The following is a 12,879-nucleotide window of genomic DNA, read 5'->3' on the forward strand; positions in this document are numbered from 1 at the left end:
ATGGAACATGACGATGCCCGCCATGACGGCCGCGACCGACGCGCCCCCGCCGGCCAGAGAGGCCGACTTCCGAACGCGCCTGATCGGGACGCTGCGCGACCGGCTGGAGACGGGCCGGGCCGAAGCCGAGGCGCTGCTCGTCAAATCGGGTGACGGGCTCGCCTGCGCGAGCGCCCTCTCGACCGCGATGGACGGCCTGATCGTCGAGGCTCACCGGGCCGTCACGGCGAACCTTCCGGGACCTTCGGCCGGGACGGATGCCGGCGATCCGATCACGATCGTCGCGACCGGCGGCTACGGCAGGGGGATGATGGCGCCGGGCTCGGATGTCGATCTGCTGCTGCTGATGCCCGACAAGGCGAGTCCCCGTGCCGGCGCGGTGATCGAGCAGCTGCTCTACGCGCTGTGGGACCTGAAGCTGAAGGTCGGGCACGCGACGCGCACCGTCGACGAATGCGTGCGCGAGGCCCGATCGGACATGACGATCCGGACCGCGCTTCTCGAGGCGCGCTTCATCCTCGGGGACCGCGCCCTGTTCGACCGGATGCAGGCGCGCTTCGCCAAGGACGTGGTGAGGGGATCGGCGGCCCAGTTCGTCGAGGCGAAGCTCCGCGAGCGCGAGACGCGGGTCAACCGGGCCGGTCATTCGCGCTACCTCGTCGAGCCGAACGTCAAGGACGGCAAGGGCGGCTTGCGGGACCTGAACACCCTCTTCTGGATCGCCAAATACGTCTATCGCGTCTCGACGCCCGAGGAATGCGTCGCCGCCGGCCTCTTCACGGCCGACGAGGCCGAGCTCTTCCGGCGCTGCGAGGAGTTCCTGTGGCGGGTGCGCTGCCATCTGCACTTCGCGACCGGGCGGGCGGAGGAGCGGCTGAGCTTCGACAACCAGCGGCTCGTCGCCCAGCGCTTCGGCTACAAGGCGCGGACGGGCCTCTCGGGCGTCGAGCGGTTCATGAAGGCGTATTTCTCGATCGCCAAGCAGGTCGGCGACCTCACCGCCATCGTCTGCGCCGGGCTCGAGGCGCGCCACGCCAAGAAACGTCCGGTCCTCGACCGCGTGTTCGGCCGCCTGAGGCGGCGCCGGGGCGGCCTCGAATCCCCCGATTTCCGCATCGACAACGACCGCATCACGGTCGCCGCCCAGGACGCGTTCCAGCGCGATCCGGTGAACCTCCTGCGCGTGTTCTGGCTCGCCGATCAGCACAACCTGCCGCTTCACCCCGATGCGAGCCGCCTCGTCACGCGCTCGCTCGGGCTGGTCGGCCCTCGCGTGCGGTCGGACCCGGAGGCCAACAAGCTCTTCATGGACATCCTGACCTCGCGCAACGCGCCGGAGGTCGTGCTCCGGCGCATGAACGAGACCGGACTCCTCGGCCGCTTCGTGCCCGATTTCGGCCGGGTCGTGTCGATGATGCAGTTCAACATGTACCACCACTACACGGTGGACGAGCATCTGATCCGGGCGATCGGCGTCCTCGCCGAGATCGACGGTCGGCGCGTCGAGAACGAGCATCCGCTCGCGAACCGGATCGTCCACATGATCCGGCGGCGCCGGGCGCTCTATCTCGCCGTGTTCCTGCACGACATCGCCAAGGGCCGGCTCGAGGATCACTCCATCGCCGGCGAGGAGATCGCCCGCAAGCTCGGCCCGCGCCTCGGGCTCGACGCGACGGAGGTCGAGACCGTCGCCTGGCTCGTCAAGCACCACCTCCTCATGTCGATGATCGCGCAGAGCCGCGACCTTTCCGACCCGAAGACGATCTCGGCCTTCGCCGAGGTGGTCCAGACCACCGAGCGGCTGAAGATGCTGCTGGTCCTCACCATCGCCGACATCAAGGCGGTCGGGCCGGGGGTCTGGACGGGCTGGAAGGGCGAATTGCTGCGCACGCTCTACAACGAAACCGAAAACGTCCTGACGGGCGGCGAATCGGACCGGTTCCATCCGGCCCGGATCAGCGTCATCCACGCCAACCTGCGCGCCGCCCTGCCGGAATGGAGCGACGATTCGTTCGCCGCCTATTCCGCGCGCTTCTACCCCTCCTACTGGCTGAAGACCGTGCCGGAGCGGCAGATCGCGCATGCCCGCTTCATCCGGGAGATGGAGGAGGCGGGGCGGACCGTCGCGACCAAGGTCGAGACGGATGCGTTCCGGGGCGTGACGGAGATCACGATCGCCTCCCCCGACCATCCGCGCCTGCTCGCCATCATCACCGGCGCATGCGCGGCCGCCGGCGGCAACATCGTCGACGCGCAGATCTTCACCTCGGCCGACGGCCTCGCGCTCGATACGATCTTCCTGTCGCGGGCGTTCGAAGCGGACGACGACGAGGTCCGCCGGGCCATGCGCGTCGCCACCGCCATCGAGCGGGCGCTGCGCAGCGAGGTGCGCATCGCCGATCTCGTGGCGGGCCGGAAATCCTCGAAGAAGGTCCCGAAGGCCTTCGTCGTGCCGGCGGAGGTGCTGATCGACAACGACCTGTCGTCGAGGCACACGGTGATCGAGGTGAGCGGTCTCGACCGGCCGGGCCTGCTCTACGAACTCACGACGGCGCTGGGCCAGATGAACCTGAACATCGCCTCCGCCCACGTCGCCACCTTCGGCGAGCGGGCGGCGGACGTCTTCTACGTGACGGACCTCCTCGGCACGAAGATCACGCAGCCGGCGCGCCAATCGGCGATCCGCCGGGGATTGAAGCCTATCCTCGATGGAGGCAAGGCCTGATATCCTCTTGATTTTATTCGCTGTTGTCCTGATATCTCGGGCAGTTTCAGATAGGTGAGGCATGACGACGAACCGTGACCCGCACGAGCAGGCCGAGACGGCCGCTCCCGATGGCGCCACGACGGAGGAGTTCCAGGATCGGCAGGATGGTCCGGCAGCGGAGCCGGACGCGTTCGCCCTCCTCGAGGCCGAGAAGAACGATCTGAAGGACCGCCTCATGCGGGCCCTCGCCGATGCGGAGAACCTGCGCCGCCGCTCGGAGCGCGAGGTGGCGGATGCCCGGACCTATGCGGTGACGAGCTTCGCCCGCGACATGCTGACGGTCGCCGACAACATCCGCCGGGGGCTCGAAAGCGCGAAACAGGCCGGGGAGACGGAGGCGACGAAGCCGCTGATCGAAGGCGTCGAGCTGACCGAGCGCGATCTCCTCGCGACGCTCGCCCGGCATGGCATCAAGCAGCTGGCGCCGGAGGGCCAGAAGTTCGATCCCAACTTCCACCAGGCCATGTTCGAGGTTCCGAACGACCAGGTGCCGAGCGGAACCGTCGTGCAGGTGGTCCAGACCGGCTACGCGATCGGCGAGCGCGTCCTTCGCCCGGCCCTTGTCGGCGTCGCCAAGGGCGGCCCGAAGCCGGCTCCGGCTGCGGCGGAGACCTCCGCGGACGAGCCGCGCGAAGGCTGACCTCGGAGGGCTCGCGCCCCCGAGGCATGAGGTGTTGCGGTGCCGCCGGCCGGCGGCCCGCCTGTCCTCAATCGGTCGAGACGCTGTCGACCACCCGACGGAAGCGGGGAAGGATCTCGTCCCGCTTCTCGCTCCGCACGACCCCCACGCCCCGAACGTAGCCATCCGACTCGAAGCGGATGGTCTGCATCACGGTGATCGGCGTATCGGAGGCGGTGTCCTTCGCCTTCGCCACGATCTCGTGCCACTCGACGCCGCCCTGGCGGTAGCCCTGCGAGCGCTCGAGGACCGCATCCTTGATGAAATTGTTCGCCGTCAGCGCCTGCCGCGCGAACTGCTCTCGCATCGTCGGAGGCGGCGGCGGCGCGAAGGATTGCGCCAGGATCAGGACGGGCTGATCCGCGCCCTTGACGACGTCGTCCGGACCGTCGGTGAAGAAGGCCGAGTTGCCCGCCATTGTCCGGACGAGCCGGAAGCCCCCGCGATCGGCGATCGTGAACGGCAGCGCCGCCATCTGCTCGTCCAGCGTCAGCGGGGCGCGGAACGTGACCGTCCGCAGGGCCTTCTCGATCCCGGAGATGTCGGCGGGGGCCGCCCCGTCCGGCAGCTGGCCGAGCACCAGAGCGGTCATCGACTTGTCGGCCGCGAGGAGGACCGACTTCACGACGCGGCGCTGCCCCTCCATCTGCTCACCCGTGATGAGGATGGCCGAACCGCCCGCGATCTTCGGCTTGTCGCGCGATTTGAGAGCGAAGCCCTGCGCGCGCAGGGCCTGGTCCGTGAAGGTCGCCGCGAGGCCGGGATAGGCATCCGCCGGCATCTCGATCAGGACGATCCCCGCGCCCGTCGCGGTGTTGCGGAAACCGCTGAGGCCGCGGGCCGTCGTCATGTTCGGGGGCGGAACGAGCCCGATCCGCGAGCCGCTCGGGAAGACGGGTTCGGCGGCGACGGCGGCCACGCTGGCCAGGGAACCCAGAACAAGGCTTGCGATACCGGCGATGAGAGCGATCGGTCGGGACATTCCATTCTGCCTTGGAGCTGTTCGCAAACAGGACACGCAATCGGGGCGGAACCGTGGCTCCCGGTCAAGCCCCGAGGCGCGCTCGGAAGGCTTCGCAAAAGCTGGACCTCATCCCCGAGGCGGCGTCACGCGCCGGAGCGTGCAGTTGATCCGCCCTCCCCCCGGCAGCAGCGTCGAGCTGCCGGGCAGGATGCGGTCGATGCCGTGGAAGACGAGCCGGGCCGGGCCGCCGAAGAGGAAGGCGTCGCCCGATGCGAGGCGGATGGAGGTCGTCCGCCCTCCCCGGCTCGTGCCGCCGATGCGGAAGACGGCGGTGTCCCCGAGCGAGAGCGACAGGACGGGGGCGGCGAAATCGGCCTCGTCCCGGTCCTGATGCAGGCCCATCTTCGCCTCGGCCCCGTAGAGGTTGACGAGGCAGGCCTCGGGCGGATGCGGATAATCCGCGAGGTCCCGCCAGGCTTCGAGGAGGATCGCGGGGATCGCCGGCCAGGGCAGGCCCGTCTCGGGATGCGTCGCCTGGTAGCGATAGCCGCGCTCGGCATCGGAGACCCAGCCGAGCGGCCCGCAATTGGTCATGCGGACCGAGAAGGGCTTGCCGGTGCGCGGCATGCGCGGCTGGAAGGGCGGGGCCCCCTCCATCGCCGCGTCGAGGGCGTCGCGAAGCGCGTCCTGGGACGCCCGGTCGAGATAGCCCGGGACATGGACCAGCCCCGGCGCCAGGACGAGGCGGGCTGCGCTCAATCGGCGAGCCCGAGCACGTCGCTCATCGTGTAGTAGCCGGGAGGCTGGTCGCGCACCCAGAGCGCGGCCCGGATGGCGCCTCGGGCGAAGAGGCCGCGATCCTCCGCGCGGTGGGCGAGTTCGATCCGCTCGCCCTCCCCCGCGAAGATGACGCTGTGGTCGCCGATGACGGTGCCGCCGCGCAGCGTCGCGAAGCCGATATCGCCGACGGGGCGAGCCCCGGTCTGGCCGTCGCGGCTGCGCACCGAATGGGCGCCGAGATCGATTCCCCGCCCCGAGGCCGCCGCCTCGCCGAGGAGAAGCGCGGTGCCGGACGGCGCGTCGACCTTCATGCGATGGTGCATCTCCAGCACCTCGATGTCCCAGTCCGCGCCGAGCGAGCGCGCCGCCCGGCGCACGAGGCTCGCGAGGAGGTTCACGCCGAGGGACATGTTCCCCGACTGCACGACACGCGCCCCGCGCGAGACCTCGCGCAGCGCGGCGAACTGATCGGGCGTGAAGCCGGTCGTGCCGATGATGTGGACGAGGCCGCGCTCGCCCGCAATCCGGGCCATGGCGAGCGTCGCCTCGGGCGCCGTGAAGTCGAGGATGCCGTCCGCGCCCACGAGCGCCGTCTCGAGATCGTCCGTGATGGCGAGGCCCGCGGCGCCGACGCCGGCCAGCGTACCCGGATCCTGGCCGAGACCGGGAGCGCCCGCCCGCTCGAGCGCACCCGAAAGCCGGGTCTGCGGCTCGGCATCGACGGCCTTGACCAGCATGCGACCCATCCGGCCGCCCGCGCCGATGACGAGGAGCTTCATCTCGGCCATCGCTCAGCCCTTCCTTCCGTGGGGAGCGCCGTCGCCGATCTGGGCACGGTGGCGCAGCCAGTGATCGGCGAGGACGCAGGCCATCATGGCCTCGCCCACCGGCACCGCCCGGATGCCGACGCAGGGGTCGTGGCGGCCCTTGGTGATGATGTCCTGCGCCTGCCCGTCGCGGTCGACGGTCTGGCGGGGGGTCAGGATCGAGGAGGTCGGCTTGACGGCGAAGCGGCAGACGACCGGCTGGCCGCTGGAAATGCCGCCGAGGATGCCGCCCGCATGGTTCGCGAGGAAGGTCGGCCCGTCATTGCCGGGCCGCATCTCGTCGGCATTCTCCTCGCCCCGCAAGGCCGCCGCCGGGAAGCCGTCGCCGATCTCGACGCCCTTCACGGCGTTGATCGACATCATCGCGGCGGCGAGGTCCGAATCGAGCTTGCCGTAGACCGGCGCCCCGAGGCCGGGCGGGACGCCCTCGGCCACGACCTCGATCACGGCGCCGATCGAGGAGCCGTCCTTGCGGATGCCGTCGAGATAGGATTCCCACTCCTTCGCCGCGACGGGGTCCGGGCAGAAGAGCGGATTGCGGCCGACCTCCTCCCAGTCGAAGCGGGCGCGGTCGATGCCGTGCGGGCCGATCTGGACGACGGCCCCACGGATCGTGACGCCCGGCAGGACCTTGCGGGCGATCGCGCCGGCCGCGACGCGCGCCGCCGTCTCGCGCGCCGAGGAGCGGCCGCCGCCGCGATAGTCGCGGATGCCGTATTTCACGTCGTAGGCATAATCCGCGTGACCGGGGCGGTAGAGGTCGCGGATGGCGGCATAGTCCTTCGAGCGCTGGTCGGTGTTCTCGATCAGGAGCGCGATCGGGGTCCCCGTCGTGCGCGGTCCGTCCGTCCGATCGTCCTCGAACACGCCGGACAGGATGCGGACTTCGTCCGCCTCGCGCCTCTGCGTCGTGAAGCGGGACTGGCCCGGCTTGCGCCGGTCGAGATCGGCCTGGATGTCCTCGGCCCGGAGCGGGAGCCCGGGCGGGCAGCCGTCCACGACGCAGCCGAGGGCCGGGCCGTGGCTTTCGCCGAAGGTCGTGACGCGGAAGAGGTGGCCGAAGCTGTTATGCGACATGGCGTGGGCGGTTTAGGCGGAAAGCGGCCGGGAGTCATCGGTCGCCTCTTCCTTCTCCCCTTGCGGGAGAAGGTGGCCCTGCGAAGCAGGGTCGGATGAGGGGGCGAGACTCGACCTCGACGGAGAGGTTTACCCCTCATCCGTCAGCCCTTCGGGCTGCCACCTTCTCCCGCAAGGGGAGAAGGGAGCGCGGAGGCCTCCCTCACGCCGCGAGCTTCTGCGGCTCGGGCTCGTGGAGGACGGGCACGGCGGGGGCGCCTTCCCACTCGCTGTTCGCGGGGATCGACTCGCCCTTCATGATCACGGTCAGCGGCCGCAGCACCGCGAAATCGCCGACCTTCGAATCGTAGAGCACGGTCGCGTTCGAGCCGACGGTGACGCCGTTCCCCAGTTCGACGCGCCCGACCTTCATCACGCGGTCCTCGTAGAGATGGGTCTGGAGGGCGGCGAGCTCGTTGATGACGCAGAAATCGCCGATCTTCACGCAATCGAATTCGGTGATGTCGGTCGAGATCATGCAGATGCCCTTGCCGGTCTTGGTCCCGAAGAGGCGCAGGATCCAGGGCAGGAAGGGCGTGCCCTGCGTGTGCTCGAGCAGCACCTTGCCCGCGAGGCCCCAATAGAGGACGGCGACGGCCTCCGTCCGCATCGCCCACCACGACCACATCGGCTTCATCAGCGGCTGATAGCGGCCCATCAGCGCCCATTTCACGCCGACGACGACCAGCGTCTGCGCGACCGCGATGGCGACGCTGGCGAGGATGAAGCTGACCGCGAGCCAGCCCCAGTCGCCCCGCAGCACCGCCGGGTAGAAGAGCGTATCGACGGCCGTGATGCCGAACGAGATGAAGAGCATGCCCGGGAAGGAGGTGTGGAGCGTCTCGAAGCCGAGGCGCGCGAGCTTCATCCGAAGGCTCGGCTCGTAGGTCGCTGCGCCCCCCGCATCGATCTTCTGGCGCGTCGGCAGCTTAATCGGCGGCGAGCCGAACCAGGTGTCGCCCTCGGCCATCATGTCGTTCGCGGGCGGCTTGGACTTGATCCCGATCAGCACGTTGTCCGGGATCTTCGTGCCGGGCGGCACGACGGCGTCGTTGCCGACGAAGACCTTGCTCCCGGTCTCGACAGGCTCAAGATACATGTAGCCGCGCCGCACGTCCTCGTCGCCGAAGACCACCTCGTCGGCGACGAAGTTCCCGGCCCCGATGCCGACGATGTCGTAACGCCCCGAGAGGTTCGTCGAGATCTCGGCGCCCCGGCCGATCTTCGCGCCCATCAGGCGATACCAGGCCCGCATGAACACCGTCGCGAAGAGGGAGGACAGCGTCTCGAGCGTGACCTCCGTGCCAAGCGAGACGATCCACTTGCGCATGTAGAAGCCGGAGAAGATCGAGAATCGGCCCGAGCGCAGCGTCGGCAGGACGGCCCAGCGCACGAGCGCGATCAGCAGCACCGTCAGCGCGGTCAGCGCGATGGCCGTCGGCCACGTGATCAGCGGCAGGTACCAGAAATAGCTCACCTCGAAGGTCGCCGAGATCCAGTCGTCGATGCGCTCGAAGATGAAGAAGGCCGGGAAGATCGGCAGCAGGCTCACGGCCGGCATCACGATGAGCATCGCGGCATAGATGCAGCCGAGGAAGATGCGCCGTCCGCGCGTCGCTTCGGCCTGGGGCGGCAGCGCGGCGAGATCGACCATCCCGACCTTGCGGCCCGGCGAGCCGTCCCAGCGTTCTCCCGCCTGCACGACCGCGCCTTCGGGCACCGTGGTGAGGTCGGCGAGTTCGGCGCCGTCATGGATCACGGCGCCCGGCGAGACGACGCAGGAGGTGCCGATCAGGACGTCCGCGCCGACATGGATCGGCGCGATCACGAGTTCGTTGCCGACGATCTCGACATTGTGCAGGCAGACCTTGCTGCCGACGACCGTTCCCGCCCCGACGGTGAGAAGGTCCGGCGCGCCGCAATGGAGATCGGCGATGACGGCGTCCCGCCCGATCTTCGCGCCGAGAAGGCGCAGGTAGATCGCGATGGCCGGCGATCCCTGCAGCCACTTGATGTGGATCAGCGTGAGAAGCCGCGTCACCAGCCACCAGCGGAAATAATAGCTTCCCCAGAGCGGATAGCGGCCGGGCTTCGTCCGCCCGAGGATCAGCCATTTCGCGGCGATGGCGATGGCGCCCGTGACGATGTTGATCATCACGTAGACGGCGAAGATGCCGAGGATCTCGGCCCACCATTCGAGGCCCTCGCCCGCGATGATGAGGTAGGTGAGGAAGACGCCGAGCCATTGCGTCGTCGTCAGCGCGACGAGGAACGGCATCGCGACGGCCTGCGCGAGGCCGCAGAGAAAGCGCCGCCGCAACGGCGGCGGCTCGAAGGACATGTCGCGGATCGCGGTCTCCGCCCCGACCCCGCCGGTGCGGCGGACGAGGTCTTCCGCCATCGCGCGCAGCGTGCGGTGGGTATAGACGTCCTGAAGGGTGATCGAGGCGAGCGCGGGCGTCTCGCGCACGGCGCCGACGAACCGGGCCGCGATCAGCGAATGACCGCCCAGTTCGGCGAAGAAATCAGCCTCGAAGGGAATGGTCTGGTTTCCGAAGGCGCGCTTGGCCGCGACGAGGAGGGCGGCCTCGGTCTCGCTCGCCGGCTCGTCCTGCTCGCCCGGCGCATCGCCGAAGCTGAGCGGGGCGGCGCGCAGCGCCTTCCGGTCGACCTTGCCCGAACTCAGCCGGGGCAACTCGCCGACCGTCTCGAAATGGTCCGGCACCATGTAGGGCGGCAGGTCCCGCCGCAGGGCGGCACGCATCTGCGTCGCCACCGCCTCGGCGCCGCGCTCGGGCACGATGAAGGCGACGAGCCGGTCGAGCCCGTCATCCTGCCGCATCACGACCGCCGCCTGGCCGATGCCCGCGAGATCCGACACGCGCGTCTCGATCTCGCCGAGTTCGACGCGGAAGCCGCGGATCTTCACCTGATCGTCGATGCGGCCGTGGAAGGCGAGTTCGCCCTCGGGCGTCAGCGCCACCGCGTCGCCCGAGCGGTAGAGGATCGGATCCCGGCCGTCGCCGCCGAAGGGGTTGTCGACGAATTTCTCCGCCGTCAGCTCCGGCCGCTTGAGGTATCCGGTCGCGACGCCGGGCCCGCCGATCCAGAGTTCACCCTGCTCGCCGGGGCCGCAGAGCCGGCCCGATTCGTCGACGACATAGGCCGTGTAGTTCGCGATCGGCCGGCCGATCGTCACGGGCTGTCCGGGCAGCGCCTCGCAGGCCGTCGCGACCACCGTCGCCTCGGTCGGACCGTAGGTGTTGAAGAGCCGGCAGCCGGGCTTCGCCCAGCGGTTCACGAGGGGCGCGGGCAAGGCCTCGCCGCCCATCAGGATCAGGCGCAGGCTCGGCACCTCGCGCGAGATCATGGCGAGGAGGGTCGGGACGGTATCGAGGACCGTCACGCCCGCCGCATCGAGGAGCCCCGGCAGGTTCTCGACATCCCCGATCATCGCCGGGGTCGCGACATGCAGCGTCGCGCCGACCATGAGGGGGATCCAGATCTCCTCCATCGAGAGGTCGAAGGCGACCGAGGCGCCCTGGAAGACGATGTCGTCCTGCGTGAAGCCGTAGAGTTCGTTCGCCGAACGCAGGAAATGGCAGATGTTGCGCTGGCTGATGACGATGCCCTTCGGCACGCCCGTCGAGCCGGAGGTGTAGATCAGATAGGCGGGGTGATCCGGCGTGACCCCGGCCGGGCGCGCCGGCACCGCGCGCGTGTCGGCATCGTCGACGAGTTGTGCCGCGGTCAGGATCGGCACGTTGGTCGGCGCGCGGCCCGAGAGCGAGGCGCTCGTCAGCAGCCCCTTCGCCTCGGCATCGTCGAGGCAGACGGCGATGCGGTCGGCCGGAGCGTCGGCGTCGAAGGGCAGCCAGGCGGCGCCGGTCTTGGTGATGGCGATCTGCGCGATCAGGAGGTCCGCGCCGCGCTCCATCCAGAGCCCGACCACCATGCCCGGCCCGATGCCGAGGCGCAGGAGGCCGCGCGCGATCGCATCGGCCTTCGCATCGACATCGCGATAGGTGAGCCGCTGCTCGCCGAAGACCATGGCGGGGTGGTCGCCCCGTCCCGCGACGCTCGCCGCGAAGATTTCCGAGAGCACCTCGTCGCGGACGAGATCGGGACGGATGTCTCCCAAGAGGACGGCCGCGTCGCGGCGCCCACCCTCCGCACCCGGACGGAGCGCGTCTGACGCAACCCTCATCGCCTTGTCAGCCTTCCTGCCTGGTTCCGCTCTGACGAGGGCCGACCGATGCCCGCCGGGTCTTGAACACGGCTTGAACGACGCCCGCCGCCGATCGGTTCAGTGCCAGCGGTAGCCGTTCGCCGCGAAGACGAGAACCCGGCCCTGCCAGATATCGACCAGCGGTGCCTTCTCCTTTGGCACGCCCGCCAGAAGATGCAACAGAGCGCGCGCCACGCCCCCGTGCGAGACGAGGACGCAGGAGGCGGGAAGATCGTCCGCGGCCAGCGCGATCCGCGCCGTCAGGTCGGCATAGCTCTCCCCGCCGGGCGGCCGATAACCCCATTTGTCGCGCTCGCGGCGCGCGGCGAGATCCGCGTGCTGCCGGCGGACCTCCTTCCAGGTCGAGCCTTCCCATTCGCCGAAGCTGAGTTCCGCCCAGCGGGAAACAGCCGTGTAGCCCTCCGCCGGAAGGCCGAGGCCACGGCGCAGGATCTCCATCGTCTCGCGCGTGCGGCCGAGCGGGCTCGCGATGAAGGGCAGCGTCTCGACCTCGGGCGCGATCTTGCGCAGCTTGCGCGCAACCTCCTCGGCCTGAACGCGGCCGAAGGCGTTCAGCGGGATGTCGCGCTGGCCCTGCAGGCGCGCCTCGGCGTTCCAGTCGGTCTCGCCGTGCCGGACGAAATAGACGGTTCGGTCCAGGATCAGCCCTCGCGATCGAGGGAGAGATCGGGCGCCTCGGGATTCTTCATGCCCACGACGTGATAGCCGGCATCGACATGCATGACTTCGCCGGTGACACCCTTCGCCATGTCCGAGGCGAGGTAGGACGCGGTCTCGCCGACCTCCTCGATGCTGACGGTCCGGCGCAGCGGCGCGTTGTACTCGTTCCAGCGCAGGATGTAGCGGAAATCGCCGATCCCCGACGCCGCGAGCGTCTTGATCGGGCCGGCCGAGATCGCGTTCACGCGGATCGCGTTCGGGCCGAGATCGGCCGCGAGGTAGCGGACCGAGGCTTCCAGCGCGGCCTTGGCGACGCCCATCACGTTGTAGTGGGGCATCCACTTCTCGGAGCCGTAATAGGTCAGCGTGATGAGCGAGCCGCCATTCGGCATCAGCTTCTCGGCCCGGCGCGCGACGGCGGTGAACGAGTAGCAGGAGATGAGCAGCGACTTCGTGAAGTTCGCCTCGCTCGTATCGACGTAGCGGCCGGTCAGCTCGTCCTTGTCCGCGAAAGCGATCGCGTGGACGAGGAAGTCGATCGTGCCGAAACGGCGCTCCGTCTCGGCGAAGACCGCGTCGATGCTGTCGGAATCGGTCACGTCGCAATGGCCGACGACCTCGCCGCCCAATTCCTTCGCCAGCGGCTCGACGCGCTTCTTCAACGCGTCGCCCTGATAGGTGAAGGCGAGCTCTGCCCCGTGCGCTCTCGCCGAACGGGCGATTCCCCACGCGATCGAGCGGTTATTGGCGACGCCCATAATGAGGCCCCGCTTGCCTGCCAGCAGGCCCGCTCCCTTATCCGCCATGACCCACCCGCAAAACCCTCGACTGAGAACA

9 protein-coding genes are annotated in these 12,879 nt (G+C 69.4%); 2 read left to right on the forward strand and 7 right to left on the reverse strand.

Annotated elements, in window-relative coordinates; all coding sequences use genetic code 11:
* The first annotated feature begins 7 nt into the window (after positions 1-7).
* Entirely contained in the window at positions 8-2,725 is a 2,718-nt protein-coding gene (locus EV668_RS07820) for a [protein-PII] uridylyltransferase (protein WP_133769212.1), read from the forward strand.
* Positions 2,726-2,786: 61 nt separating this feature from the next.
* Complete coding sequence (gene grpE, locus EV668_RS07825; protein WP_133769213.1) at positions 2,787-3,407, forward strand: nucleotide exchange factor GrpE; 621 nt, start codon at positions 2,787-2,789, stop codon at positions 3,405-3,407.
* Between the two features lie 67 nt (positions 3,408-3,474).
* On the opposite strand, the gene EV668_RS07830 is transcribed toward grpE, so the two are convergent.
* The 7 genes from EV668_RS07830 to fabI all read right to left on the reverse strand — a co-directional run bounded on the left by EV668_RS07830 (position 3,475) and on the right by fabI (position 12,848).
* The gene (locus EV668_RS07830; RefSeq protein ID WP_133769214.1) at positions 3,475-4,428 is read right to left on the reverse strand and encodes a hypothetical protein; all 954 of its coding nucleotides are present in this window, start codon (positions 4,426-4,428) and stop codon (positions 3,475-3,477) included.
* A gap of 108 nt (positions 4,429-4,536) precedes the next feature.
* On the reverse strand, positions 4,537-5,169 hold the full coding sequence (locus tag EV668_RS07835) for an alpha-ketoglutarate-dependent dioxygenase AlkB family protein (RefSeq protein WP_133769215.1): 633 nt from the start codon (positions 5,167-5,169) through the stop codon (positions 4,537-4,539).
* Positions 5,166-5,969: a 4-hydroxy-tetrahydrodipicolinate reductase gene (dapB, locus tag EV668_RS07840; RefSeq protein ID WP_133770062.1), complete on the reverse strand. Its 804-nt coding sequence runs from the start codon at positions 5,967-5,969 to the stop codon at positions 5,166-5,168. Before dapB ends, EV668_RS07835 begins: the two co-directional genes overlap by 4 nt.
* A gap of 12 nt (positions 5,970-5,981) precedes the next feature.
* A complete protein-coding gene (gene aroC / locus EV668_RS07845; protein WP_133769216.1) occupies positions 5,982-7,094 on the reverse strand; it encodes a chorismate synthase in 1,113 nt (370 codons plus the stop codon).
* Between the two features lie 202 nt (positions 7,095-7,296).
* Positions 7,297-11,340 (reverse strand): Pls/PosA family non-ribosomal peptide synthetase, encoded by a 4,044-nt coding sequence (locus EV668_RS07850; protein WP_133769217.1) that lies wholly within the window; start codon positions 11,338-11,340, stop codon positions 7,297-7,299.
* A 99-nt stretch (positions 11,341-11,439) separates the two neighbouring features.
* Positions 11,440-12,027, reverse strand: a complete 588-nt coding sequence (locus EV668_RS07855; RefSeq protein ID WP_133770064.1) for a histidine phosphatase family protein — start codon at positions 12,025-12,027, stop codon at positions 11,440-11,442.
* Positions 12,024-12,848: an enoyl-ACP reductase FabI gene (fabI, locus tag EV668_RS07860; RefSeq protein ID WP_133769218.1), complete on the reverse strand. Its 825-nt coding sequence runs from the start codon at positions 12,846-12,848 to the stop codon at positions 12,024-12,026. Before fabI ends, EV668_RS07855 begins: the two co-directional genes overlap by 4 nt.
* Positions 12,849-12,879 lie beyond the last annotated feature (31 nt).

Source organism: Enterovirga rhinocerotis (genome assembly GCF_004363955.1).
GTDB classification, from domain to species: domain Bacteria; phylum Pseudomonadota; class Alphaproteobacteria; order Rhizobiales; family Beijerinckiaceae; genus Enterovirga; species Enterovirga rhinocerotis.

Bases quoted from the DNA above. Each gene is read 5' to 3' on its own strand.
- EV668_RS07820 (WP_133769212.1), top strand. From the start codon at position 8: ATGACGATGCCCGCCATGACGGCCGCGACCGACGCGCCCCCGCCGGCC.
- grpE (WP_133769213.1), top strand. From the start codon at position 2,787: ATGACGACGAACCGTGACCCGCACGAGCAGGCCGAGACGGCCGCTCCC.
- EV668_RS07830 (WP_133769214.1), bottom strand. From the start codon at position 4,428: ATGTCCCGACCGATCGCTCTCATCGCCGGTATCGCAAGCCTTGTTCTG.
- dapB (WP_133770062.1), bottom strand. From the start codon at position 5,969: ATGAAGCTCCTCGTCATCGGCGCGGGCGGCCGGATGGGTCGCATGCTG.
- aroC (WP_133769216.1), bottom strand. From the start codon at position 7,094: ATGTCGCATAACAGCTTCGGCCACCTCTTCCGCGTCACGACCTTCGGC.
- EV668_RS07850 (WP_133769217.1), bottom strand. From the start codon at position 11,340: ATGAGGGTTGCGTCAGACGCGCTCCGTCCGGGTGCGGAGGGTGGGCGC.
- fabI (WP_133769218.1), bottom strand. From the start codon at position 12,848: ATGGCGGATAAGGGAGCGGGCCTGCTGGCAGGCAAGCGGGGCCTCATT.